The sequence below is a fragment of the Halobellus sp. Atlit-38R genome (genome assembly GCF_003665925.1).
GTDB lineage: Archaea > Halobacteriota > Halobacteria > Halobacteriales > Haloferacaceae > Haloquadratum > Haloquadratum inordinatus.
In genome coordinates this window covers 84778-109901 of record NZ_QXIJ01000004.1, presented here as the reverse complement: position 1 = coordinate 109901, position 25124 = coordinate 84778, and the positions used below count along the sequence as shown (strand labels likewise).

Sequence of the window (25124 nt, the reverse complement as noted above, 5' to 3'; positions counted from 1 at the left end):
GTCGGGTCAGTCGTCCTGTAACGTCCGCCGCTCTTCGACGACGTACTCGCCGTAGGCGGCCTGGTCGATCGAGTGGACGGTGCCGCCGAGGCTCTCGATCGCGTCCTCGATCGCGTCGTACTCGAGGCTCGTCCCCTCCGCGGTTATTTTGACGTTCTGCACCTCCTGATCGAGTTCGATGAGCGACGTGGACACGCCGTCGACGCTCTCGACGGCCGCGATTCGTTCCGTGAACTCCAGCATCGACGGGTCGTGTGGTTTCAGAATGTCGAGGGCGACGCGTCGAAGGTCTACCATCAGGCTACATCTCGGTAGCGACTTTCTTAATACCGCCGGACGATCCGTGACACCACTGCACACACTCAAGTTGATTCCGACCGAAATTTCCCCTATGGACCCAGCGCGATTTCTCTTCGTCTCGGCCGATGCCGCCCTGATCACGGACCTCGCGTGGCAGATCCACCGAGAGGGCCACGAGGTGAAGTACTACATCGAGGCCGAGGCGGACCGCGAGATCGGCGACGGCTTCGTCCCCAAAACCGACGAGTGGCGCGCCGAAGTCGAGTGGGCCGACGTGATCGTCTTCGACGACATCTGGGTCGGCTCCGACGTCGGCACCGGCGAGCTCGCGCAGGAACTTCGCGCGGACGGCCACGCCGTGATCGGCGGGACGCCGAATACGGACCGCCTCGAAGAGGACCGCGGGTACGCGATGGACATCCTGGAAGCACACGGCGTAAACACCGTCGAACACCACGTGTTCCACGACTTCGACGCCGGGATCCAGTACGTCCGGGAGCGTCCCGCTCCCTACGTGATCAAGCCGCTCGGCGAAGTCCAGAACGTGAAGCGGCTCCTGTACGTCGGCAGTGAAGACGACGGCAGCGACGTCGTCGACGTCCTCCGCGCGTACAAGCAGGCGTGGGGCCACCGGATGAAGGGCTTCCAACTCCAGCGGAAGGTCGAGGGCGTCGAGGTCGCCGTCTGCGGCTTCTTCGACGGCGAGCGATTCGTCGACCGCGTGAACTTCAATTTCGAGCACAAGAAGCTGTTTCCGGGCAACATCGGCCCCTCGACCGGCGAAATGGGGACCTCGATGTTCTGGAGCGAACGGAACGAACTGTTCGAGGAGACGCTCGGGAAGCTGGAAGGCTGGCTCGCAGGCGAGGGTTACGTCGGGAGCATCGACCTCAACTGCATCGTCAACGAGAGCGGGATCTTCCCGCTCGAGTTCACGCCGCGGTTCGGCTACCCGACGATCGCGCTCCAAGAGGAGTCTTTCGAGTCACCGACCGGACAGTTCTTCGCGGCTCTCGCTCGCGGGGACGACCCCGACCTCGCGACGCACCGTGGGTTCCAGGTCGGCGTTCGCGTCGTGCTGCCGCCGTTCCCGTTCGACGATCAGACGACCTACGACGAGAGTTCGCGCAACGCCGCGATCGTCTTCGACACCCCGGATCGACGCGGCATCCATCTCGAAGACACGAAGCGGGTCGACGAACAGTGGCGCGCCGCCGGCGAGAGCGGGATGCCGCTGGTCGTGACTGGGAAAGGCGAAACGATGCAGGCCGCCCGCGAGCAGTGCTACGGACGCGTCGACGACATCGTGATCCCGAACTGCTACTACCGCGACGACATCGGCGAGCGGTGGATCGACGGCGACGGCGATCGCCTCCAGGCGTGGGGCTATCTCGGGCCGCAGAACTGAGTGGCTGGTACTCGGCGAGACGCAGCGTCGACGCGCGCCTCACTCCCCGCGCGGGAAGTTCTCGATCGTGTCCGCGCGGAAGGCGTCCTCGTCGAACTCGTAGTCCGCCTCGAAGAAGTCGAGGATCGTCTTCGTGTCGCGCATCGCGTTCTTCAGACTGGTCGACGCGCCAGGCGAGGGCGTGATGTTGAAGACGATGTCGTCGCCGACGATCTTCGCCTCGCCCATATCCAGCGATTTCGCGCTCGTGTCGACGATCTGCGGGCGGACGCCGCCGTAGCCCTTCGCGCGCTCGATGTCGTCGAGTTCGACGCTCGGGACGACTTTCTGGACCTCGGGGAGGAACGACCGTGCGCCGACCTCCGGCACGTCGTACAGCAGGTTCGTGAGGACGTACGGGAGCAGAATCCGGTCGGCAAGGATGTTGGCGTAGCTGAGGAACGACGCGGCGTTCAGCCCGAACACGTCGAGGAAGTCACTGACGGTCGAGAGCCGGCCGCGCTCGAGCGCGGGCACGAGCTTCGCGGTCGGCCCGAAGCGCGTGATGCCGTCGTCGTGCACGTCCGCGTCGCCGTGAACCGCCGCGAACGGCAGTTTCTTCATCTGCAGCGTGTAGACTTTGCCGTTCAGGAGGCCGTCGTCGGCGAGGAAGAAGCTCCCGGCGACCGGCAGGAGCGCCATATCCTCGCCGTAGCCGAGTTCCTTCGCGATCTGGAGGCTGTGCGAGCCGGCGGCGACGACCGCGACGTCGCAGTCGAACGGTCCCTGCGGCGTCGTGAGCGTGTATCCCTCGGTGTTCTTCGTGACGTCTTCGACCTTCGTGCCCGTGAACACGTCCACGTTCGACTCCTCGCGGGCGAGTTCGACGAAGGACTTCGCGGTCTCGCCGTAGTCGACGACGTAGCCGTCGGGCGTCTGCAGCGCGAGCATATCCACGCCGGGGTCGCGCCCTTCGACGACTTTCGGCTCGATCTCTGCGATCTCGTCGCGACCGATCGGCTGCAGCTTCGGGTACAGGTCGCCGAAGCCGTTCTTGTGGTAGCGCTGTTCGAGCTTTTCGACTTCCTCGTCGCCGACGCCGAGGACCATCTTGCTGCGCTTTGCGTGCATCTCGCGGTCGGGATCGTGATTCTCCAGGTAGCCCGCGAGCAGTTCTGCGCCCGTCTTGACGCCTTCGGCCTTCTCTAAGGTGTAGTTCGTCTCGATGTCGCCGAAGTGCAGCGTCTGGGAGTTGTTCGTGTGATGGGAGTTGATCGCCGCGATCTCCGGCTCCTTCTCGATCAGCGCGATCGAATCGATGTCGGTGAACTTTGCAGTCGTGTAGAGAAGCGATGCCCCGCTGATGCCGCCGCCGACGATTACGAGATCGTATTTTCCAGACATAGTACTGTCCTGTGGGTGAGTCTACCTCGGTGACTGCACTCCAGCGGGATAACTCCATATTTTCGAATCGGCTTTTAGACGATTGACGAAGGCGATTTCGACGGAATTGGGCGTCGACGGCGCGCAGTCGCCGTCCCCGTCGCTGGAGACCGTCCGACGTACCGAATCCACGGGTGCGCTGTGCGTGCGGGTTGGTACAATCAGCGAACAGTCATCGACTTGGGCTCAGGCGGACGAACAGCCGGTGGAAAACTCGAACTTCGCGCCGCCGGCGTCGCTTTCGCCGACCGTTACCGTCCATCCGTGCGCGTCGGCAATCTCCTCGACGATCGCGAGCCCGAATCCCGTGCCGTCGTCCTCGGTAGTGTACCCCTCGGTGAATACCTGCTGACGCTCCGCCTGCGGGATCCCTGGCCCGTCGTCTTCGACGATGAATCCGGCGTCGATCGATGCAACGCGGACGGTGACGTCGTCGCCGCCGTGATCGACGGCGTTCGTGAAGAGGTTCTCGAACAGCTGCTGCAGTCGACCGGGATCCGCTTCGATCGCGTCTGCGCCGTCGACGTGAAGCGTCGCGTCCGCCGTGGCCGTGTTGGTCCACGCCCGCCGCGCGGTCTGGTTCAGGTCGACTTCGCTCACCTCGTCGATGGCTTCGCCCTGCCGCGCGAGCGTGAGCAGCTCCTCGATCAGTTCGTCCATCCGCTGGAGCGCTTCGTCGACGCGGTCGAACGCGGCCTCGTCGCCCTCGCGCGCCAGTTCGAGATAGCCGTCGGCGACGTTCAGCGGATTACGGAGGTCGTGTGAGACGATGCTCGTGAACGTCTCCAGCCGCTCGTTCTGCTCTTCGAGCCGGCATTCCCGCTCTGCACGCTCCATCGCGGCGGCGACGTTGGCCCCGAGGATCTTCGCCAGCGAGTACTCCGACTCCTCGAACGCACCGGGCCGCCGCGCGGCGATCATCAGCACGCCCAGGTCGTCGAGCGGGACGATGAGTTCGCTCCGAAGCGTCGAGTCTTCGTTGTACGCCTTCTCCGACGCCGCGAGATCTCTGACGTATCGCGGTGTGCCGCTCTCGAACACGTTCCAGGCGATCGCATCGCCCGGGCCGAACGTCGGGGGCGTGCCGAGGACCTCCGCCACCTGTTGAGAGTATGCGACCGGACGCAGTTCCCCGTAGTCCTCGTCGTAGAGGTGGATCCCGGTGAAATCGAGGTCCAAAATCTCGGTCGCGGCGTCGACGGCAGCGTCTGCGATCCCCTCGACGGAGCCGGCTGTCACCAGTTCACGCGTCGCCTCGTGGAGCGCAGTCGTACGCCGTTCGTGGCGGTGCTCGGCAGTGATGTCGGTGTACACGGCGTACCCGTCAGTGTCCGCGGAGGCCGCCTCGAACGGAATGGCCTGGAGGCGGAAGACGCGGACTTCACCCGATGCCGTCAGCCGGAACAGCTCCTCGATCTCGAACCGCTCGCCGCGTTGCGCTCGTGCGCTGATCGCGCTGGCTCGCTGCTCGTCGCCCGGCGGAACGACGACGTCGTCTAGCGACTTCCCTTCGACTGACCCGGGAGTGTACCCGAACACCTCCTGGAACGCCGGATTGACCGCGCGGACGACGGGAGCGTCGTCGACGAACTCGACTTCGGCGATACACTCCGAGCTATTGTCGAAGAGCGCCGAGATCTTGTCGTGTTCGACTTCGAGTTCCGCCTCGCGTCGGCGGCGCTGGCCGTCGTAGACGCCGACACCGAGGCCAGCGACCGCGCCCATCGCGACGACGTGGCTGAATACAATGTGCGGTTTGATCTCGCCTTGGACGACCTGGAAGAGATACACCCACAGCGTGATCGCGAGCATCACGAGCGCGCCCAGGAAACTCCACGTTGTGGTCCGCGCGACGAATGCCGTCCGCACATCTGTCCGTCTCGCAAGAGCCACTCCCGAGGCGACGAGAATAAGATCCAGTCCGATCGGTGCGGCGTTCTCCAGAAGGGTGAGATAGAGCGGGTCGGCCTGCAGCGCGTAGTCCTCGTAGACGTCGAAGAGCGTCACGGACGCGAAGACGATTCCGAGAAACGCGATGCTCGCCCCACTCGCTGTCTGCTTCCACCGACCGATCTTCATCTACGTCGACCAACACAAAGCGGTGTCAAAACGTTTTGGTGCGTCGATTGGACGACTGTTCGGTAGCGGGGGGTCTTGAGTGATCGGCACCGAGTAGTGCCTTGAGTGAGACCGTCTCCCGCGCGCCCGTTTGCTTCGTGTGGTTCTTCACCGGCGGGCGGGATGGGAGGGTATGGGCTTCGGAAGCTACGACGAATCCGAGCAGCAAGAGCAGACGACCGACGAGGACGACGACAGCGAAGCGGTCAACGTCCACGAGCACGACCACGACGGCGACGTCAACGTCGAGTCCGACGTCGACACGGACGCGCTCGTCGACCGACTCGGCGAGATGCGCGACGACTAAGGGGCGCGTTTCTAGGACTCCTCCGCCGCCTCGGGCGCGCCGTCGAGGATCGTAACCCCCGAGGACGCGCCGATCCGTTCCGCACCGGCTTCGATCATCGCTACCGCGTCTTCGTAGGAGCCGATGCCGCCGCTGGCTTTGACCGGCAGGTACTCCGCCATCAGTTCGACATCTGCGACAGTGGCCCCGCCGTCGGCGAACCCCGTCGAGGTCTTGACGAAGTCGGCACCGGCCTCGACTGCCGCCTCGCAGGCGCGGCGTTTCTCGTCGTCGGTCAAGAGCGCCGTCTCCAGGATGACCTTCACCGGGATCGGAACGGCGGCGACGACCTCGGCGATGTCCGCGGCGACGCGCTCGTCGTCACCCGCTTTCAATCGCCCGACGTTGAGCACCATATCCAGTTCGTCCGCGCCGGTCTGCCAGGCGTCGACGGCCTCGCCGTGTTTTGCGGCCGTCGAGTGCTGTCCGTGCGGGAAGCCGACGACGGTCGCGAGCGTGACGTCCGGCGCGTACGCGACCGCTTCAGCGACGTAGCACGGCGGGATACACGCGTTCATTCCGTGTTTGCTGGCCTCCTCGAGCACGCGCTCGACGTCGTCGACCGTCGTCGTCGGCCCCAGGACCGTGTGATCGATGCGGGCGGCGAGTTCTGCTTCGTCCATATTCGTGCTCTCGACCCCGAGCGAAAAAAGCGAGTGGGTCGGCAGGGTTCGCGAAGCAGTGAGTGCGACGCGGTCTCGGTCTCAGCTGACGGTCCAGCCCGTCCCGTCGTGGTAGACGAGTCCGCGCTCGGAGAGCCGATCGAGTGCGGTCTCGACCCGCTCGGGGCTGGCGTTGAGTTCGCGGGCGACCTCGCGGGCGCTCCGCGTCTCGCGGGCGATGGCGGCGAGCACTTCGGCGTAGAATCGGCTGTCGGCCTCCGCGCCGATCTGCTCTGTCAACTGATCGAGGACGTCGGTCACCCGCCCGTGCACCCACCGCTGCGCCAGCGAGAGTTCGCTCTCGACGTCTTCGAGATACGCGTACTGGCGTGCGAGCGAGGCGACGTCGTCGTCGCTGTCGACACCGCCCGCGTCGCTGCCGCGCCGCCGGATTTCGTCGAGGTCCCGCGGCGCGTCTGCACCGCTCTCGATCGACCCATCGGCTGCCTGCGCCCGGTCGTCGTCGCCGTCGCGCTCGCGGTCCTCGCACGGTTCACAGCCCGTCTGCTCGCCCGGGATGTCGAGTGAGATGTGTTGACAACGGCCACGCATATCGAGACTCCGGCTGGCCGGATAGGCGCTCTTCGCGCCGAAACGATACGGCGAGACGCTCACCTCCAATCGGAGGTTCCGCGCGATGTGGAAGTACTTCCGCCGCTGGTCGTCGGTGCGGCTTTCGACGAGGCCGGCCTCTTCGAGCCGTCGCAGATGGTCGATGACGGCTTTCGGGCTGACACCCAGGTACTCGCTGATCTCGGTGACGTAACAGGGTTTATGCGAGAGGAGCCGGAGGATGCGCCGCCGGTTCTCGTTCCCGAGGAGATCCAGGAGTACCGCAGAGTCCATAACCGCAGGTAAATCTCGGAGACGTAAGACGCTGACGCATTTTCGGGCGAGATGGACGCTCGCACGCTTTTTCCCGGTCAGCGCGAGTCGTTGCGGTCGAACGTCCAGGCGGCGTACCCGACGACGAGAAACGAGAGCGCGACGGTGATTCCCGCCAAGAGAGCGCCCGCATCGTATCGCAGCGGCGGGTAGAAGCCGAAGCCGTAGTCGAAGGCGTCGTTGACGAGGAGCAAGACGAGCGCCGCCGCCAGCGCCTCCCGAGAGGTCTTACCGTAGTACGGGATCACCGCCGCCTGCAAGAGGAAGAACAGGTGCGTGACGAGGATGCCCCAGTACTCCCACAGCAGGGCGGGGGTGAAGCCGAAGTAGAGATCCGGCCGGAGGTTGAGCGCGACGGCCGTCCAGAGCCCGTACTTCACGAGCCAGACGAACGCGAGCGTGTGCACGACGGTCAACAGTCTGTTCGACGGCGCATCCGAAAGCCGGCGTCCGAGGTTGGGAAGCAGCGTCGCGACCGAGAGCGTCGCGAGCGCGAGCGCCGTCGGGGAGTCGCCGAACAGCGGGTACAGGAGCGAACTGAGGTCTGCGAGCGAGGGGTCCGAATGGACGTAGAAACTGACGCCCAGGAGGAACGCGGCTCCGTCGACGACGAGGAGCCACCCGAGGCTCGCGCCGTTGCCGAGATAGTACGCCACCCAGCGCTCGGGGAACGGGCGGCGAAGTCGCGCCCGCCAGTCGCGTTTCGCTCCGGATTCATCGTGCCGACCAGCCATCGAATCCACCGACGGTGGGAAACCGAAAGAAGGTGTCGCGTCCGCGCGCACGCTGCGGTGGGCTGTCCCGGCCGTCTCGACGGCGCGGCGAAACGAAGCCTATTCACGGCGGCCTCGCCTCACCCCGCGTATGCAGGCAGCGCTCGTCATCCTCGACGGCTGGGGCCTCGGGGATCACGACCGGCGGGACGCGGTGAAAGCGGCATCGACGCCGAACTTCGACCGGTTCGCCGACGCCGGTGCGTACGGAACGCTCGACGTGTCCGGGCGGCGCGTCGGCCTCCCCGAAGGGCAGATGGGCAACAGCGAGGTCGGACACCTCAACATCGGCGCGGGACGAGTCGTCAAGCAGGCGTACACGCGCATCGAGGACGCCATCGCCGACGGCTCGTTTCGGACGAACGAGGCTATCGTCTCGGCTTTCGACCACGTCGCAGAGACGGGCGGCCGCGTGCACTTTATGGGGCTTCTCTCGGACGGCGGCGTCCACTCCGAGCAGGGTCATCTCCACGCGCTGATCGAACTCGCCGCCGACCGCGGCGTCGACGCCGTCACCCACGCGTTCACCGACGGGCGCGACACCGACCCCTACGGCGGCGAGGACTACCTCGCGACGCTCGAAGCGGTCGTCGACGACAACGGCACCGGGGACGTCGCCACCGTCTCCGGGCGGTACTACGCGATGGATCGCGACCAGAACTGGGAGCGGACCAAACGCGCCTACGACGCCATCGTCCACCGCGAGGCCGACCACGAGGCGACCACGGGCGTCGAGGCGGTCCGCGGGTCCTACGACCGCGGCGACACCGACGAGTTCGTCGAACCGACGCTCGTCGAGGGCGGCCCCGCGCTCGAAGACGGCGACGCCGTCTTGTTCTTCAACTTCCGGCCGGACCGCGCCCGCCAGCTCGTTCGCCTCCTCGCCGACATCGACCCCGCGTGGCCCTTCGAGACCCACCCGCCGGAGACGCGAGTCGTCACGATGACCGAGTACGACGAGACGTTCGACCTCCCGGTCGCGTTCCCGCCCGAGGAGCCGACAGACACGCTCGGCCAGACCCTCGCGGCGGCCGGGAAGACGCAACTCCGCCTCGCCGAATCGGAGAAGTACGCCCACGTCACGTACTTCCTGAACGGCGGCCGCGAGGTCGAGTTCGACGGCGAGATCCGCCGCATCGTCGAGAGCCCCGACGTGCCCACGTACGACCTCCAGCCGGAGATGAGCGCCGCCGAAGTGACCGACACGGCGATCGACCTTATCGACTCGGCGGACCCGGACGCGATGGTGCTCAACTACGCGAACCCGGATATGGTCGGCCACACGGGCGACTTCGAGGCGGCCGTCGAAGCCGTCGAAGCCGTCGACGAACAGCTCGGCCGGCTCGTCGACGCAATCGAGGAAGCGGGCGGGCACGCGCTCATCACTGCCGACCACGGCAACGCCGACGATATGGGGACGCCCGAGGAGCCCCACACCGCGCACACGACGAACCCGGTGCCGTTCATCTACCTGTCGCCCGACGGCGACGACGACGGCCGGCAGGTCCGGAGCGGCGGGTCGCTCTGCGACATCGCACCCACGATGCTCGAACTGATGGACATCGCGAAACCGGCGGCGATGACCGGCGAGTCGCTGCTGGAGTGACGTGTCGTCGCTCCGGGCACCGATTCCGAGCAGCGAGAGCCCCCTCGAATCGGGACCTGTTCTCGACGCGTCCCGCGTCCGCCGATCCGGTCGCCCGCTTCGGGCAGTGACCGGCCACCAGAGCGCCGCGGCTGCTCGCGACACGGAAAGACTACAGTGTCAGATGTTCAACCATCTGTATGGCGAAACGGGTATCGGTCTTCCTCGCTGGCCTCGTCGTGGGCCTGCTGGTCGCGGGCAGTGCCGTGTACGTCACGCCAGTTCCACAGTCGTCCGTCGCAGTCCCATCGATGACGACGACGACGGCGACCGGCTGTGCCGACGCCGACGCGCCGCGGGCGTGGGTCGGTCAGACGCCGACGTCCGAGTACCGAAGCGTCGTGTTCCAGAACTACACTTTCACGCACGACGATCCCGACATCGAAATCCGAGCGAATCTGAGCGAGACCACAGACGGTCGCTGGGTGCTCGCGTTCACGACGCGCCCGGAGACGCCGAGCAAGCCCGCCGATCCCGACTGTGTCCCCCGCACGATAGTGAGTTCGTCCGTCGCGCTCCCGCCTGACTACGAGACGCTCGCCGTTCGGCTCGATGGCGAGACGATCACGACTGTTCGGAACGCCGAGAGGCCACAGTTCTACTATCTGAACGAGACGGCGTCGTGACCGCCTGAGAGACGCTGTCGCTCGTGGATGTAGATCGGAATGCGAGGGGAGGGATTTGAACCACGGTCGCAGCGAGACTGCTCCCTGATTCAAACCCCTCCGTGGCGATTGAACCGTTCGCTGACGCTCACGGATTCGAGTGCGAGGGGAGGGATTTGAACCCACGGATCCCTACGGAAGCGGATCTTGAGTCCGCCGCCTTTTCCAGACTCGGCCACCCTCGCGCAGTCTCCGATATTGTTTCCCGGAGGTTTAACCCTCCGATTTTTCGCCGACTCACGTCGCGGGCGAACGGCGCGTATCCCGGCCGGCGTTACGCGAACCGTTCGCGGACCCGCGAAGGGACTTCGAGTGCGACCGCAGCGGCGATTGCGGGCGCCAGAACCGCGAGGACGACGAGTGCGACACCGCCACCGACGACCGCCAGCGCGAGCAGCGCGAGCAGGAGGATCGGCGCGGCGACGACGACGAGTCCGCGTGCGACCACGTCGGCGACGCCCGCCGCGTAGTCCGCGAGCGCGCCCGGAATCTCCCGGACGCCGGGTTCCTTCGACATATCCGACCCGACGCGGGCCGGCATCAAAGAACTGTCCCCATCGCGTCGCGCGCGTCGCAAGCGAGGCGCGTCGTGCGGAGCTACGAGCGATCCCCGTCGCTACCAGTCGATGACTTCGCGGTCGCGCCAGAACAGGCCGGCCGGCGACTCCGGCCGGAAGCGAGAGAGCCACGTCGGTGTCTCTGCACCCCTCTCGATCGAGCGGTCGGCGTCCGCGCCGCCCATCTCGGTCTGCACCCAGCCCGGACAGACCGAGTTCGCGAGCAGTCCTTGGTCAGCGTACTCGCCGTGGAGATAGGCAGTGAGGCCGTTAAGTCCCGTCTTCGAGACGCGGTAGGCGGGCGAGCCGCCGGACTGTCCCTCGCCGAGCGCGCCCATCCCCGAGGAGAGGTTGACGACGCGACCGCCGTCGGTCTGCAACAGCAGCGGCACCATATGCTTGCAGACGAGCATCGGGCCGCGGAGGTTCGTCGCCAGCGTGCGGTCGATCGTCTTCACCGACTCGGAGACGATGTCGGAATCGAACTCCGCGACGCCGGCGTTGTTGACGACGATGTCCAGTCGGCCCGCCGACTGGAAGATCTCGTCGGCCGCATCGGAGATTTCGCCCTCCTGGGTGACGTCGACGAGGAGGTGCTCCCACTCGTCGGGGACGTCGTGGGTGATAGAGCGCGTCGCGGCGAAGACCGTCGCGCCGAGGTCGTGGAGGTTCGCGGCGATCTGGCGGCCGAGGCCGCGGTTGGCCCCGGTGACGAGTGCGACCTGTCCGTCGAGCGAGTCGTACAGTTCCGGCTCCGGTGGGTCCGCGGTCATCGTCGGAGGAACGCGTCGGGCGTAAAAGGGGATTCCGTCTCGGCTGCCGCAGGTGCCGGCTACTCCTCGAAGTCGCGACGCATCGCGATCTCGAACCACGGGCACAGGCGCAGTTGGCGATACCACTGCGGGTTGTCGTGGAGGTGTTCGTAATCAGCCCACAGCAGCCCCGCGATCTCGTCCTCGTCGGGGTCCAGGCTGGTGTCGTCGAGCGTCACCTTCAGGACCGAACAGACCTCCCACTCCAGGCCGGCGTTCTCGTAGTAGCGCTTGTACTCGAATTTGTCCGTCACGCGGAGGTCGCTGTACTGATCCGGCGTGATGCCGAGTTCCTCTTCGAGTCGCTGCGCGGTCGCGTCGACCTGGGATTGTCCCTCGACCGGGTGCGAGGCCACGGTGCCGTCCCAGTGGGTGTCCCAGAGTCGCTTTCCGGGCGCGCGCTGGCCGAGCAGGATGCGGCCGTCGCCGTCGAAGACGAGGCAGGTGAACGCCCGGTGACGGATGCCGTCGCCGGTGTGGGCGTCGAGCCGGTTGACGAGGCCCGTCCGGTTGTCGTCGCTGTCGACGGCGATTACGTCCTGCATAGCGTTCTCGTGGAGGTCGGCCCCGCCGCTCTCACCGCTCTCGGCGGTCGCGGCGGCGTCGTCGCGCTGATCTGCACTCATATTCGTCTCGTCGGCGAGGGGGAACAAGGAGTCTTCGATGCGAACCGGCGTCGGATACCACGCGCACAGGACGTTCCGGGAGGCTCAGCCCCCCTCACCGTCGAATCGCGGCACGTCCGTGTCTGGGGGGAGTCGCTCGCGCCATCCCGTCGCATCGTCGAGCGCGGCGAACGCCTCGCGTTCGGGGCGTCCCCCGCAGCGCTCGACGGTCTCGGCGAAGTAGCGGAGCCGTGCGAGCAGTTCGTCGGTGTCGTAGGCGGGGACGTCGAGTCGGGACGTCGCGACCGTCGCCTCGATCACGGCCCCGAAGCCGCGGTTGATGGTTGGGACCGTCGTCTCGACGACCGCTGACTCGACGGGCGTGAGTTCCCACCGCTCCCAGCGCGTCCCGCCCGACTCGCCGGCGTCGACCTGCCTGGCCTCGATGTCGACCCAGGCGTGCGCGTCCGGGAGCACGGGATCGTCCTCCTCGCGAATCGTCACCGCCGCGTCGACGAACGTCCGCGGATCGGAGACGAACTGCACCACGCCGCCGCCCTGCCGGTGGAAGTTCCGGCGCGTCCGGGTGTTTCCCCACGTCGTCGCCGTCACCGGGGCCGGAGTCTCGTCGTCGTCGCTCGCGTCGGGCGCGTGCAGTCCGAGTGCGGCGACGTTCCAGCGGCCGTTCGGACCGAGCGTCGTCACCACCGATTCAGTGACGCCGCGGAGGTCGACCGGCCACTCGTCGCCGTCGGCGGCGCCCACACCGTTCGGGTCGCTGCTCCCGCCGCTCACACCTCGACCCCCCATTCGAGCGCGACGAACGTCGCCGCAGTGAGCAGGTCGGCGGTCGTGCCCGGATTGATCCCGGCCGCGACGAATTCCTCGTCCAGTTCGGCGACTGCTTCGGGATCGTCCCGCGCGTCGGCGGCGCGCTGCATCACGTCGGCAGCGACCTCGGGGCCGTGCTTCGTCCGCACGAGCGTGTCCTCGTCGCGGGCGAGTCGGTCGACGAACGCCCGCGAGATGCGGTCGGTGATCGGCCCGTCGTCGTCGCTGATCGCCGCGGCGGTCTCGAACGTCCGCTCGAATCCCGTCGTCCACTCTCTCGCGTTGCCGTCGCCCTCACTCCGCGCCATCACGTCGTAGAGCGTCAGCCCGCGATCGCGCAGCGCCGGGATCGCGTCCGCGCCGCGGCGCGCGTCCAGATCGGACAGGTCCTCCGGCGGATCGCCGACCGCGACGTCGACGTGCTCGAACGCGCGGTAGAAGTCCGCCGCGTCGGCGACGGTCGTCGATTCGACGACGTCCGCGACTCCCTCTGGTGAGAGCGATCGTCCGTCGACCGCCGCCGCGCGGACGAGCGGGACGAGCAAGAGGAGACAGCCGAACTGCGTGTTGCCGCCGGACTGCTCGCTCATCCCCGCGACTGCGCGCTCGAAGGCGACGCCGACCGGCGCGCCGGCGGCCGCGCGCCGGAGGCCCGCGCCCGATCCGACCGCGCCCGCGAGGAAGTGCTCGATCCGGAGCTCCGCGAGGTCGTGGTCGCGGTCGACGTTCCCCGGCTTGGGTGCGGACCCGACGTCGAGCAGCAGCGCGAGCTGGGCGTTCTCGGCCGGTCCACGCCGGCCGCCGGCCGCCCCGCCGGCCCGAGGATCGTTCACTGTGCGTCGACCTCCTCGTGCGAGCCGGGGGTCGTCCCGCTGCTCTGTGCGGCGTCCGTCTGCTCGCCGCGATCCGTTTCTGCGAACCACCCCTCGGCCGCGCGACGGACGCGACGACGGACTCGGGCGTCGGTGCTCGGCCGGCCGATGCTCACCGCGTCGGCACCGTACCGGAGGTACTCGCGGACGCTCTCGCGGTCCCGAACCTCGTTGTTGGCGACGACGAACAGGTCCGGTGCGGCGTCGACGACGTCGGCGACGACGGATTCGGCGTCCATCGCGTCGACGTGGATCGCATTCGCACCGGCGGCGTCGATTTCCTGTGCAATCTCGACGAGGTCGACGCCGGAAACCTCTGTGCGGACCTTCACGCTCACCGCCGCGCCGGCGTCGCTCGCGACCGCGACGTAGTCACACAGGCGATCGGTGTCGCGGAGCAGTGACTCCCCGCAGCCGACCTCGCACATCTCGGCCTGTCGACAGTGGGCGTTGATTTCGAGGATCGCATCGTGTTCGGCGCAGATTCGCGCCGCGTCCGCGATCGGCTCCAGCGTCGCACTCCTGACGTTTACACCCGGACGGATCGGCACCTCAGAGAGCGTGTCGAGTTGGTCCTCGACGAATGCGAGGGGATCGTCGGGGAGAAACTCCTCGCGGTCGCGTGCAACCAGTTTGCGGGCCGCCTCGCGGGTCGCCTCGTCGAGTGCGACGCCGCCGAGGAACGCCGCGCCGGCGTGGTCGCTCCCCGCGCGAGCCCAGGCGGCGTCGGCCTCCCCGCTGAGACTCGCGAGCGCGACGCGCGGTTCGAACATCAGGCGACCTCCGCGAGCGCCGTCGCTGCGGCGCGAGCGACGCGCTCGGCGTCGCCTGGGCCGTCGATCCGCGTGTCCGTCCGCACGACTGGCCGGTCGAGGTCGGTTCCGTCCGCCTCGTCGAGGACGAACGCGTCGGCGAACGGATACGCGGCGGCGACGCCCGCAGTCGAGGGCTCGCGGCCGACTCCCGCCATCAACTCCGCGGCGGGACCCGAGAAGACCTCGTCTTCGACGAACGGCGAGACGGCGACGACGGGCGTCGAATCGAGCGCGTCGGCGAATTCCTCCATCGCCAGCATCGGCCCGAGGCTCGTCACGGGGTTCGACGGCCCGACGACGACCGGCTCCGAGAGCGCTTCGCGCACGTCGGGCGTCGGCGTCGCAGACGACGCGCCGCGGAACTCCACGTCCGTCACCGCAGGCTCCGCGCGCCGGTGTACCCAGTACTCCTGGAAGTGCATCGGACCCTCCTCGGTGTGGACGATCGTCGCGACCGGGTCGTCGCTCATCGGCAGCAGTTCGACGTCGAGACCGAAGGCGTCCGCGAGCGTTCTCGTGACCGCGGTGAGCGAGTGCCCCTCGTCGAGCAGCGAAGTCCGGGTGACGTGGACCGCGCGGTCGCGGTCGCCGATCTCCATAAACTCGGCGACGCCCGAGAAGCGCCGCCAGCGGGCGATGTCGCGGCCGGCGGTCTGCGCGTCGTCGTCCAGGTAGCGCGGCCCCTCGTCGAATCCGGCCGCGTCGGCCAGCCGGCGGAGTTCCTCGTGCGTCGCGGTCGTGTCGTCGGCGATCCCCCACCACGTTTCGGTGTCGAGGACGCCGCCGCCGTGGAAGAGCACGGTGTCGACGTCCGGGCAGACGAGGTGCCCACCGAGTTCGACGTCGTCGCCGGTGTTCGCGACGACAGTCGTCTCCGCAGGATCGAACACCGGCTCCGCGCCGTCGAGAAGCTTCGGCGTGCCCGTTCCGCCGGCGAGAAACGTGACCATATCGGGAAAACACAGCCCGGCCGTTTGAACGTTCCTTCACCGGCAGCGGTCTCTGTGCGCCCGACATTCGAGGAGCGCCGCCGGACTACGACCGGCCAGCCGAGGGCTGTCCGGGCAGGGGCTATTTGCGGCCGGCTCGCGCAGGTCGGGTATGAACGCGATCAAGGACAGCGTCCACGACTACATCTCGCTCGGCCCTGTCGCGCGTGACCTCCTCGATACGCCACTGCTGCAGCGCCTCCGCCACGTCAAACAGCTCTCGACGGTCCGACTCGTCTATCCCTCCGCGAACCACACCCGCCTCGAACACTCGCTCGGGGTCTATCACCTCGCTGACCGCGCGCTCGACCACCTCGGCATCGACGGTACGCGGGCGCGACACGTCCGCGCGGCCGCGTTGCTACACGACGTCGGGCACGGCCCGTACGGTCACCAGACGGAGGACGTCATCCGGCGACGAACCGGGGCGGACCACGACGAGATCGGGTGGCTGCTGGAGGATACTGACGCGGCGACGGTCCTCCGCGGGCACGACCTCGATCCGGCGCGTGTCGCCGCGCTCGTCCGCGGCGAGGGCGAACTCGGACAGCTCGTGTCGGGCGAACTGGACGTCGACCGGATGGACTACCTCGTCCGCGACGCCCACCACACCGGCGTCCCCTACGGCACGATCGACGTGGGGCGACTCGTCCGGGAGCTTCGCTACCGCGACGGACGGCTCGTTCTCGCGGCGGGGAACGTCCAGACGGCCGAGTCGCTGCTGCTCGCCCGCGCGCTGATGAACGGGACGGTGTACCGACACCACGTCTCCCGCATCGCGGGCGCGATGCTCGAACGCGCCTCGATCCGACTGCTCGACAGCGAGGGCGACGCCTCGAACCCGACCGGGCCGCGGGGCGATGTCGACGTCGAGACCTTCCGCCGGATGGCCGACCACGACCTGCTGGTCGCACTCCGGGGGACGACGCCCGACCTCGCCCGCCGGATCGAGTACCGTGACCTCTACAAACGGGCGGTCTGGGTTCCGCGTGAGAGCGTCCCCGCGGACGTCGTCGAGATGGGACACGAGGGGTCTCGCGAGGCGGCCGCCGAGATTGCCGACCGCGCCGGCGTCGACCGGGACCACGTCCTGCTGGACGTGCCGCCGCGACCGCGGTTCACGGAGTCCCGCTCGCGCGTCGTCGTCGACGGGGCCGTACAACGACTCTCGGAGGCCTCCGAACTCGTCGGCGCGCTTCGTGCCGCCGAACGCGCACAGTGGCGACTCGGCGTCTACGCGCCCGGCGACGCAGTCGACGACGTCGAGACTGCAGCGACGGCGGTTCTCGGCCTCGCCGAGTGACAAAAAAACTGTTTCAGGAATCGTCCGCGTTCGACGCGTCGGACGCGGACGCAGAAACGCCGTGCTACTCCGCCTGCTCGCCGACGAGCCCCTCGACCAGTTCGTCGGCGACGACCTCGACCGATAGGAGCGCGGGATCGATAGCGAGGTCGGTCTGGCCCCGCGCGAACTCCGGCAGGGAGTCGGTGGCGTAGGTCACGACCTTGATGTCCGGGTTCGCCTCCTTCGCGACCGGGATGGCCGACGCGTCGTCCATATCGGTCAGGACGAGCGTGTCGGCGTCGTCGAGACCGGCCGCAGAGAGCGACTCGCGGTTCGCCATCCCTTCGACGCGGACGACGTCCGCACCGAGCGCTTCGAGCGCATCCCCGAGTCCGTCGATGTCGGGGCCGGCGACCAGGATCATCACTCGTACTCGATGGTCGCGGGCGGTTTGTGCGTCACGTCGTAGACGACGCGGGCGACGTTCTCGTTCTCGCCGGTGATCCGCGATTGGATGCGCTGCAGCGTCTCCCAGGGGAGTTCCTGTGCCCGCGCAGTCATCCCGTCACGGGACTCGACCGAGCGCACCGAGACGATCCAGCCGTGGACGCGGTTGTCGCCCTTGACGCCGGTCCCCTTGCCGATGACGGCCGCAAAGGCCTGCCAGGGATCGTGCTCTTCGGTCTCTTCTTCGACGATGTGGCACGCCTCGCGGGCGACCTCCACCTTCTCGCGGGTGACCTCGCCGACGACGCGGATCGCGAGCCCCGGACCGGGGAACGGCATCCGCTCGGAGATGATCTCCTCTAAGTCGAGCGCGCGAGCGACCTCGCGAACCTCGTCTTTGTACAGTTCGCGGACGGGTTCGACGATGCCCTCGAAGTCGACGACGTCCGGGAGCCCCCCGACGTTGTGGTGGGACTTGATGTTGCCTTCCGACTCGATCCGGTCGGGGTAGATCGTCCCCTGGACGAGGTAGTCGGCGTCGGCGTCTTTCGCCTCGCGCTCGAACTCACGGATGAACTGCTCGCCGATGGCGTGGCGCTTCTCCTCGGGGTCGGTGATGCCCGCGAGCGCGTCGAGGAATCGGTCCTGCGCCTCGACGACGCGCAGCGAGTCCATATACGAGAACGTCTCGCGGATCTGTTCGGTCTCCTCTTTCCGCATCAGCCCGGTGTCCACGTAGACAGACGTGAGCTGATCGCCGATAGCACGGTACGTCAGCGCCGCGGCGACCGAGGAGTCGACGCCCCCCGAAAGCGCGATGATGGCGTTTTCGTCGCCGACCTGTTCTGAAATCTCTTCGACTGCTTCGTCGATGAATGAATCTACGTCGACCATTAGGCTTGCACCTCAGTTTCGTCAGTCAGTTCACGCGCGTCCAGTTCGCCGGTGACCGCGTCGAGAAAGCCCACGAACGGCGGGCTGGCTCGGTCCGGTCGCGACCGGAACTCGGGGTGGAACTGCGTCCCGAGGAAGAACGGGTGATCGGTTCGTTCGAGGATCTCCATCCGGTTGTTGGCCCGGCCGGAGAAGTCGAGCGCCCCTTCTTCGAGCCGCTCGATGTACTCGGGGTTGACTTCGTAGCGGTGCCGGTGCCGCTCGGTACAGACCGTGTCGCCGTAGACGTTCGCGGCGAGCGAGCCGGACTCGATCTGCGTGTCGTGTGCGCCGAGCCGCATCGTACCGCCCATCTCGTCGACCTCGTACTGCTCGGGCAGGATGTCGATGACGGGGTGTTCGGTGTCGGGGTCGAGCTCCGCGGAGTGGGCGTCTGGGAGTCCCAGGACGTTCCGCGCGTGTTCGACGACCGCCATCTGGAAGCCGAGACAGAGCCCCAGGAAGGGCACGTCGTTCTCGCGGCAGTACTCGATTGCTTTCAGTTTGCCCTCGGTCCCGCGGGAGCCGAAGCCGCCGGGGACGACGACGCCGTCGGCCCCTTTGAGCCGATCCTCGTGGTGATCGAGCATCTCGTCGGAGTCGACCCACAGGACGTTCACTTCTGTCCGGCGCTCGATGCCCGCGTGCTTCAGCGCCTCGTGGACGGACATATAGGCGTCTTCGAGGTCGTACTTGCCGACCAGCGCGATGTCGACCTCCTCGGTCCGTTCGCGGGTGACGAGTTCGCGCCAGCGGTTGTCGCGCTCGGCCGGGGGAAGCGCCTCGGAGTCGAGGTCGAGCCGTTCCATCACGTACTGGTCGAGACCCTCCTCTTCGACCATCAGCGGGACGTGATAGACGTCCTCGACGTCGGAGTTCGAGAAGACGGCCTCCGTCGGGACGTCACAGAACAGCGCGATCTTCTCTTTCGTCTCGGGGTCGAGTTCGTTCTCACAGCGCCCGACGAGGATGTCGGGCTGCAGCCCGATCGAGCGGAGTTCCTTGACGGAGTGCTGGGTGGGCTTCGTCTTCTGTTCGCCGTTCTTCGAGTAGGGGACGAGCGTGACGTGGGTAAAGAGAATATCCTCGTCGTCTTCCTCGTGGGCGAACTGCCGCAGCGCTTCGAGATACGGCATCCCCTCGATGTCGCCGACGGTGCCGCCGACCTCGACGATGCAGACGTCGGTGTCCTCGGCGGCCTCTCGGATGCGCCGCTTGATGTCGTCTGTGATGTGCGGGATGATCTGGACGGTCTTGCCCAGGTAATCGCCCGCGCGTTCCTTCTCGATGACGTGCTGGTAGGTCTTGCCCGTCGTGATGTTGTGATCCGAGGTCATATCGACCCCGAGGAAGCGCTCGTAGTTCCCCAGGTCGAGGTCGACCTCGCCGCCGTCTTTCAGGACGTACACTTCGCCGTGCTGGTAGGGGTTCATCGTCCCCGCGTCGACGTTGAGGTACGGGTCGATCTTGACCGCCGTCACGTCGAAGCCGGCGTTCGAGAGCAGACGGCCGGTGCTGGCCGCGGTAATACCTTTGCCCAGTCCGGACATCACCCCGCCGGTCACGAAAATGAACTTCCGACCCAGCGTGGGGTCGTACCCGGTGTCGGGTTCCTTCGGCATACCGAGTGTGCGCGAGGCCGCATCAAAACCGTTTCGGAGCGACTGATCCCCTGCGAGCGACCCACACGCATAGTTGTCCGAATCTTCCCGTCTCACCCTTCCTGCAGCGCGTTACTCCGCCGCGGTCGACTCTTCTCTCACGACCTCGTCGCCGTTCAGATCGACCCGCTCGACGCCGGGCACTTCGAGGACGAGATCCGGCCCGAACGCCGAGGCCGGCGTCTGATAGCCCGCCGGTGCCTCGCCGTCGAGCACTTTTTCCGCGACCAACAGTGCCGTCCGGACGGTCATTCGGTACGTGTCGGGCGTGCGGAGGCGCGAGACGACGCGGTCGTTGCTCGACCTGGCTTCTCCCCAGATGTGCGCTTCGCCCGCGGAGCGGGCCGCTTCGTCGGGGCCTTCGACGTACTGGTCGACGAGCCACGAGAGGGCGCGCTGCACCTGGTCGGCGTCGAGCACGCCGCCGGCGTACCGGGAGAGCGAGAACGCCCGGCGTGCGTTCTTCGGGAGCGAGAGGTACACGTCGATGTTCGGAATCCCAGTCGAGTGATACGCCGTCGAGAGATCGCCCCACGGGATCGAGATCGCCCGGCGCAGCCCCTCGCCGAAGTCGACGACGCGGGTCCGCGCGCCGATCTGTTCGAAGCGGAGGTCGCCGTCGCGTCGGACCGCTCCGCCGGACCCGATGTCAGACAGCATCGTCTTCAGCGTCCCCGGCGAGACGCCGCCCTCGGATTCGAGCGCGAGCGAGAGGTGAGTCGCGTCGGGCAGGCGACGGTGGAGGTGCGTCGCGAGGCAGTCCGTCGGGACGACGTCGAAGCCGACTCCCGGCAGAAGCGTCACGCCGGCGGCCTCGGCGTCGCCGCCGCGGCGGTGGATCCGCTCGAAGACCTGCAGTTCGCCGGTGATGTCGAGGTAGTCGGTCTCGGTCTCGATACAGGCGTCGACCATCGGGTCGGCCGTCTGGTCGAACGGCCCCGCGCAGTTGAGGACGACGTCGACGGTACCGAGGTGGTCGGCGGCGTCTTCGACCGCGAACGGTCGTGCTTGGAGGCCGTGGGCGGTGGCGACGCCGCGCGTCTTCGTGCGGTCGCGGCCGGCGACCAGCGGTTCGTACCCGTGTGCTACTGCTCGTTCGACGACGAGACGACCGGTGTAGCCGTAGGCACCGTAGACGAGGAGTCGGGGAGAGTCGGAGTGGGACATACAGCCACGTTGGTGCGGGACTGACAAAGGAACACCGGCGTCAGTGGATCGACACTTGCTCCGGGCACCGAAACTGTCGAGAGCCTAGTATCCGAACGTCGAGTATGGACTTCCCGGCGCTCGGACTCGGAACGTACAAGCTGACTGACCCCGAGACGTGCCCGGCCGCCGTCGCGGCAGCCCTCGACCTCGGGTACGGCCACGTCGACACCGCCCAGGGGTACGGCAACGAGGCGCTCGTCGGAGACGGTCTCGCGCGCGCCGACCGCGGCGCCGACGAGGTGCTCGTGGCGACGAAGCTCGATACGGACAATCTCGGGTACGACGACGTAATCGAGACCGCACGCGCGAGCGCCGCGCGCCTCGGCGTCGACACGATCGATCTCCTGTACGTCCACTGGCCCGCGGCGGGCTACGATCCCGACGAGACGCTGCCGGCGATCGACGCGCTCGTCGACGAAGGCGTCGTCGACCGCGTGGGAGTGAGCAACTTCGGCGCCGACCAACTGGAGACGGCGATCGAGCGCCTCGACGCCCCGCTCGCGGCGCACCAAGTCGAGATGCATCCGCTGCTCCCCCAGCGGGAACTCCACGAACTCGCGGTCGAACACGAGCACCGGCTCGTCGCGTACTCGCCGATCGTCCGCGGACGGGTCGCGGACGTACCGCGGATCGTCGACGTCGCCGAGAAACACGACGCGACGCCGGCGCAGGTGTCGCTCGCGTGGCTACTGACGAAGGAAAACGTCACACCGATCCCGAAGGCGGCCACGCGGGCGCACATCCGCGAGAACTACGCGGCACTCGACCTCGAATTGGAGGCAGAAGACGTCGCCGCGATCGACGGTATCGACCGCCGCCACCGCGTCGTCGACGCTCCCGATGCGCCCTGGAATCTGCCGTAGCCGTCTCATCATCTCGGCGGGAAGAGACGACTCCATCGAACGAGCGTTTATATACGAAACCGGGACCATCCCCGCCGTGACGTAGGACGCACCCCGCGTCGGGCCGCGGTCGTTCGGCACGTCGACGTGGGAGTCAGCCCGAGTCATCGGGTGTTGCTGTGCCGACTGTTCGCCCAGATTCCCTTCGGAGGCGGAGTGTCTCAGCGGATCTGACCCGTAGTCTACCCCGTGTTCTTCATCCCTGCCGCGATGCCCTTCACCGTCAGCCGGAGCGTCTGCTCCTCGTCGTCAGTTCGGTGCGTCTGGGCGAGCAGGTGTGTCTGCAGGAGGTTCAGTGGGTCGACGTAGGGGTTCCGGCGCCGGAGACTCTCGTCGAGCCACTCGCGTTTGAGCAGCGCCTCCCGGTCGGTGACGTCGAGTACGGCGGTGCGCGCGCGCTCGTACTCCGCCTGGAGGTGCGGGAAGAACTCCTCGCGGAGCTCCGGATCCGCGAGCTCGGCGTAGTGCTCTGCGATGTCGAAGTCGGTCCGCGCGAGCGCCAGCGACGCGTTGTCGAGCGTCGTCCGGAAGAACGGCCACTCCTCGTACATCTCCCGGAGAACGCCGAGGTCGCCGCCCTCGTCGAGATACGTTCGGATCCCCGCGCCGAGTGCGTACCAGCCGGTGATGATGCAGCGCGACTGCGTCCAGGAGAACACCCACGGGATTGCCCGCAGGTCCTCGACGGTGCGTTCGCCCGATCGCGACGCGGGGCGGGAGCCGAGGTTCAGGTCCTCGATGACGCCGATCGGCGTCGCCTGCCCGAAGTACGAGACGAAGCCGTCGGATTCGAGCAGGTCGCGGTACTGCTTTCGGGCCGTCGTCGCCATCTCGTCCATCGCGTCGACCCACTCCTCGCTGACGTCCTCTTCGGGCTCGCAGATCGCCTGATACCGCGCGCGAACCTGCGCGTTCAGCATCTGTTCGAGGTTCCGCTCGGCGATCTGTGGGTTCGCGTACTTCTCGGCGATGGCCTCGCCCTGCTCGGTAAACTTAATCTGTCCGGTGACTGTCTCGTTGGGGAGTGCCAGCATCGCCTCGTTCATCGGCCCGCCGCCGCGCGAGATCGACCCGCCGCGCCCGTGGAACAGTCGCATCTTCACGTCGAAGTCGTCGCAGATGTTCGCGAGGCGACGCTGGTTCTTGTAGAGGTCCCAGTTCGCGGCTAAGAACCCGTTTTCCTTGTTGGAGTCGGAGTAGCCGAGCATAATCTCTTGGACGTCGTTGCGGGCGTCGAGCGCCTTCGCGTAAGCCGCGTTCTCGAAGAGCGTCCCCATAATCCGGCGCGCGCCGTTGAGCGCCGACTCCGTCTCCAAGAGCGGCACGATGTCGAGTCCGCAGTGGTCCGGGATTGAAACGACACCTGCCTGGTCGGCGAGGAAGAGCACCTCCAGCACGTGACTCGGTTCCTCGGTCATCGAGATGCAGTACGTGTCGATGGCGCTGACGCCGAACTCGCGTTGCCACTCGCCGAGCATCTCGAAGCGTCGCAGGACGCGCGCGGCCGTCTCGGAGACGTCGCCGGGTTCGTCGAGATCGAGGATCGGTTCGTCCTGGAGAATCGCCTCGGTCAGTACCTCGATCCGCCCGTCTTCGTCGCGGCCGTAGTAGTCGATGCCCTCGTGTTCGAGTGCCTCGTGGACTGCTTCGGTGTGGTTCTCCTGATGATCACGGAGGTCCAGACTCGCGAGCGTGAATCCGAAGGTATCGACCTGCCGCATCAGCGGTTCGACGTACTCGTCGGCGACGACATCCGCGCCCGTCGATCGGAGACTACGGTCGATGACTTCGAGGTCGTCGAGGAACGCCGTCTCGTCGCCGTAGCCGTCCGGCCGGACGTCCTCGATGCGGCGGAGGCGCTCGCGCATCAGCTTCAGTTTCTGACGGTACGGTTCGCCCGGGTAGCGCTCTTTCGCCTCGTCGGCGACGCCCGGCAGCCGCGAGCGATCGGCCTTCAGCGAGCGTTCCAGTTCGGCGCCGATGTCGATGCGCCGACCGTCTTGACTCAGCACGCCCGAGAGACGCTTGAGAGACTGGCTGTACTTTTCGAGCACCACCGATCGCTGCCGTTCGAGCGTATCGGTCGTCACTTCGGGCGTGACGAATGGGTTACCGTCACGATCCGAACCCGCCCACGACCGGAACTCGAAGAGTTTGGGAACGTCGACCTCCGGATACTCGTCTGCGAGAAGATCCTCGAACTCGGCGTAGACTTCGCCGACGACGTCGAAGAGGATCGATTCCAGATACCACTGGACGTTCCGCGCTTCGTCCTGTGGTTCGGGGCGGCGCTCGCGGACCTGCGACGTCTGCCAGAGGCTCGTGACCTCGGCGTCGATCTTCCGCCACAACTGATCGTGTTCGCGGTCCGTCACGCGCCGTTCGTCGAGTTCCTCTAGCCGGCTCGCGATCGATCGAAGTTTCGCCTTCACCGTCTTTCGGCGGGCCTCGGTCGGGTGTGCGGTAAACGTCGGCTCGATGAGAACGTCGTCGAGCACCTGCTGGACGGTTTCGGCGTCGGCGTCGGCTTCGATGAGCGTCTCGACAGTCGCGACGAGTCCGTCTTCGAGGTTGTCCGCTTGGGACGCCTCACGGACGACGCGTGCGCGTTCGCGCTCCTCTGCGAGATTGATGAGCTCGAAGTACGTCGTAAACGCGCGGGCGACGACGCTTTCGCCCTCCGGCGAGAGGCCGTCGAGGAGTCGATCGAGCTCCGCCCGGGACTCCCGTTCGCCCTTCCGGTACGAGATGGCGGCGGTCCGAATGTCTTCGACGGTCTCGAACGATCCTCGTGACGTCTGCTCGGCCAATACGTCGCCCAAGAGCGCTCCAAGCTCACGGACGTCCTGATTTACGTCCCTACTGTGTAATCCCATACCGTGGGATATTCTGTCGTCCGAGTAAAAAACCACCGAGTTGTCGAGAAATTTCCATTCTGTGTTTCGGGTCGAACGCCCTTTCAGATCTGGATCGAAATCCGTG

General features: G+C 67.0%; 24 protein-coding genes and 1 tRNA gene. 6 read left to right on the top strand and 19 right to left on the bottom strand.

Translation table 11 applies throughout. The features are described from left to right. Positions 1-6 precede the first annotated feature (6 nt). Positions 7-297 carry a DUF211 domain-containing protein gene (locus D3D02_RS07175; RefSeq protein WP_121569305.1) on the bottom strand — a complete coding sequence of 97 codons (291 nt, stop codon included), beginning with the start codon at positions 295-297 and terminating at the stop codon, positions 7-9. Between the two features lie 94 nt (positions 298-391). On the opposite strand from D3D02_RS07175, the gene D3D02_RS07170 reads away from it, so the two are divergent. Continuing rightward, positions 392-1708, top strand: a complete 1317-nt coding sequence (locus D3D02_RS07170; protein WP_121569304.1) for a phosphoribosylamine--glycine ligase — start codon at positions 392-394, stop codon at positions 1706-1708. A gap of 39 nt (positions 1709-1747) precedes the next feature. Here the strand turns inward: D3D02_RS07170 and D3D02_RS07165 are convergent, their stop codons facing one another. Together D3D02_RS07165 and D3D02_RS07160 are read right to left on the bottom strand one after the other, a co-directional pair. Beyond that, a complete protein-coding gene (locus tag D3D02_RS07165; protein ID WP_121569303.1) occupies positions 1748-3091 on the bottom strand; it encodes an FAD-dependent oxidoreductase in 1344 nt (447 codons plus the stop codon). A 225-nt stretch (positions 3092-3316) separates the two neighbouring features. After that, positions 3317-5209, bottom strand: a complete 1893-nt coding sequence (locus tag D3D02_RS07160; RefSeq protein ID WP_121569302.1) for an ATP-binding protein — start codon at positions 5207-5209, stop codon at positions 3317-3319. A gap of 172 nt (positions 5210-5381) precedes the next feature. On the opposite strand from D3D02_RS07160, the gene D3D02_RS07155 reads away from it, so the two are divergent. Beyond that, on the top strand, positions 5382-5555 hold the full coding sequence (locus D3D02_RS07155) for a DUF5786 family protein (protein WP_121569301.1): 174 nt from the start codon (positions 5382-5384) through the stop codon (positions 5553-5555). Between the two features lie 11 nt (positions 5556-5566). Here the strand turns inward: D3D02_RS07155 and deoC are convergent, their stop codons facing one another. The 3 genes from deoC to D3D02_RS07140 form a co-directional block, all read right to left on the bottom strand. Continuing rightward, positions 5567-6217 (bottom strand): deoxyribose-phosphate aldolase, encoded by a 651-nt coding sequence (gene deoC, locus D3D02_RS07150; protein ID WP_121569300.1) that lies wholly within the window; start codon positions 6215-6217, stop codon positions 5567-5569. A gap of 81 nt (positions 6218-6298) precedes the next feature. Next, on the bottom strand, positions 6299-7102 hold the full coding sequence (locus D3D02_RS07145; protein WP_121569299.1) for an ArsR family transcriptional regulator: 804 nt from the start codon (positions 7100-7102) through the stop codon (positions 6299-6301). A 77-nt stretch (positions 7103-7179) separates the two neighbouring features. Further along, on the bottom strand, positions 7180-7875 hold the full coding sequence (locus tag D3D02_RS07140) for a DUF1405 domain-containing protein (protein ID WP_121569298.1): 696 nt from the start codon (positions 7873-7875) through the stop codon (positions 7180-7182). 130 nt (positions 7876-8005) lie between these two features. On the opposite strand from D3D02_RS07140, the gene gpmI reads away from it, so the two are divergent. Together gpmI and D3D02_RS07130 are read left to right on the top strand one after the other, a co-directional pair. Next, the gene (gpmI, locus tag D3D02_RS07135; RefSeq protein WP_121569297.1) at positions 8006-9520 is read left to right on the top strand and encodes a 2,3-bisphosphoglycerate-independent phosphoglycerate mutase; all 1515 of its coding nucleotides are present in this window, start codon (positions 8006-8008) and stop codon (positions 9518-9520) included. A 179-nt stretch (positions 9521-9699) separates the two neighbouring features. After that, positions 9700-10185: a hypothetical protein gene (locus D3D02_RS07130; RefSeq protein ID WP_121569296.1), complete on the top strand. Its 486-nt coding sequence runs from the start codon at positions 9700-9702 to the stop codon at positions 10183-10185. A 140-nt stretch (positions 10186-10325) separates the two neighbouring features. On the opposite strand, the gene D3D02_RS07125 is transcribed toward D3D02_RS07130, so the two are convergent. The 8 genes from D3D02_RS07125 to cofD form a co-directional block, all read right to left on the bottom strand. Next, a tRNA-Leu gene (locus D3D02_RS07125) sits at positions 10326-10409 on the bottom strand. Positions 10410-10498: 89 nt separating this feature from the next. Continuing rightward, positions 10499-10741 (bottom strand): hypothetical protein, encoded by a 243-nt coding sequence (locus tag D3D02_RS07120; RefSeq protein WP_147435583.1) that lies wholly within the window; start codon positions 10739-10741, stop codon positions 10499-10501. Positions 10742-10840: 99 nt separating this feature from the next. Beyond that, positions 10841-11554 (bottom strand): SDR family NAD(P)-dependent oxidoreductase, encoded by a 714-nt coding sequence (locus D3D02_RS07115; protein WP_121569294.1) that lies wholly within the window; start codon positions 11552-11554, stop codon positions 10841-10843. Positions 11555-11613: 59 nt separating this feature from the next. Further along, positions 11614-12138 carry an NUDIX domain-containing protein gene (locus tag D3D02_RS07110; RefSeq protein WP_233560611.1) on the bottom strand — a complete coding sequence of 175 codons (525 nt, stop codon included), beginning with the start codon at positions 12136-12138 and terminating at the stop codon, positions 11614-11616. A 165-nt stretch (positions 12139-12303) separates the two neighbouring features. Then, positions 12304-13008 carry a DUF447 domain-containing protein gene (locus tag D3D02_RS07105; protein ID WP_121569293.1) on the bottom strand — a complete coding sequence of 235 codons (705 nt, stop codon included), beginning with the start codon at positions 13006-13008 and terminating at the stop codon, positions 12304-12306. Next, positions 12990-13862: a triphosphoribosyl-dephospho-CoA synthase gene (locus D3D02_RS07100; protein ID WP_121569292.1), complete on the bottom strand. Its 873-nt coding sequence runs from the start codon at positions 13860-13862 to the stop codon at positions 12990-12992. Before D3D02_RS07100 ends, D3D02_RS07105 begins: the two co-directional genes overlap by 19 nt. Next, positions 13859-14674, bottom strand: a complete 816-nt coding sequence (locus D3D02_RS07095) for a tRNA-dihydrouridine synthase (RefSeq protein ID WP_121569291.1) — start codon at positions 14672-14674, stop codon at positions 13859-13861. The genes D3D02_RS07100 and D3D02_RS07095 overlap by 4 nt, the downstream gene beginning before the upstream one ends. Further along, positions 14674-15666, bottom strand: a complete 993-nt coding sequence (gene cofD / locus D3D02_RS07090; protein ID WP_121569290.1) for a 2-phospho-L-lactate transferase — start codon at positions 15664-15666, stop codon at positions 14674-14676. The genes D3D02_RS07095 and cofD overlap by 1 nt, the downstream gene beginning before the upstream one ends. Before the next feature lie 151 nt (positions 15667-15817). Here cofD and D3D02_RS07085 point away from each other — a divergent pair, with 151 nt between their 5' ends. Beyond that, positions 15818-17008 (top strand): HD domain-containing protein, encoded by a 1191-nt coding sequence (locus tag D3D02_RS07085; RefSeq protein ID WP_121569289.1) that lies wholly within the window; start codon positions 15818-15820, stop codon positions 17006-17008. A gap of 64 nt (positions 17009-17072) precedes the next feature. Here D3D02_RS07085 and D3D02_RS07080 read toward each other — a convergent pair whose 3' ends face one another. From D3D02_RS07080 to D3D02_RS07065, 4 genes are all read right to left on the bottom strand, one after another. Then, a complete protein-coding gene (locus D3D02_RS07080) occupies positions 17073-17414 on the bottom strand; it encodes a CTP synthetase (RefSeq protein WP_121569522.1) in 342 nt (113 codons plus the stop codon). Further along, positions 17414-18331, bottom strand: coding sequence for a glutamine-hydrolyzing GMP synthase (gene guaA, locus D3D02_RS07075; RefSeq protein ID WP_121569288.1), 918 nt, complete (start codon positions 18329-18331; stop codon positions 17414-17416). Before guaA ends, D3D02_RS07080 begins: the two co-directional genes overlap by 1 nt. Then, a complete protein-coding gene (locus tag D3D02_RS07070; protein ID WP_121569287.1) occupies positions 18331-19992 on the bottom strand; it encodes a CTP synthase in 1662 nt (553 codons plus the stop codon). Before D3D02_RS07070 ends, guaA begins: the two co-directional genes overlap by 1 nt. A gap of 111 nt (positions 19993-20103) precedes the next feature. Continuing rightward, a complete protein-coding gene (locus tag D3D02_RS07065) occupies positions 20104-21198 on the bottom strand; it encodes a trans-acting enoyl reductase family protein (RefSeq protein ID WP_121569286.1) in 1095 nt (364 codons plus the stop codon). A 104-nt stretch (positions 21199-21302) separates the two neighbouring features. Between D3D02_RS07065 and D3D02_RS07060 the strand changes: the two genes are divergently transcribed. Continuing rightward, the gene (locus D3D02_RS07060) at positions 21303-22103 is read left to right on the top strand and encodes an aldo/keto reductase (protein ID WP_121569285.1); all 801 of its coding nucleotides are present in this window, start codon (positions 21303-21305) and stop codon (positions 22101-22103) included. Positions 22104-22324: 221 nt separating this feature from the next. Here D3D02_RS07060 and ppc read toward each other — a convergent pair whose 3' ends face one another. Then, positions 22325-25018, bottom strand: coding sequence for a phosphoenolpyruvate carboxylase (ppc, locus tag D3D02_RS07055; RefSeq protein ID WP_121569284.1), 2694 nt, complete (start codon positions 25016-25018; stop codon positions 22325-22327). Positions 25019-25124: the final 106 nt, after the last annotated feature.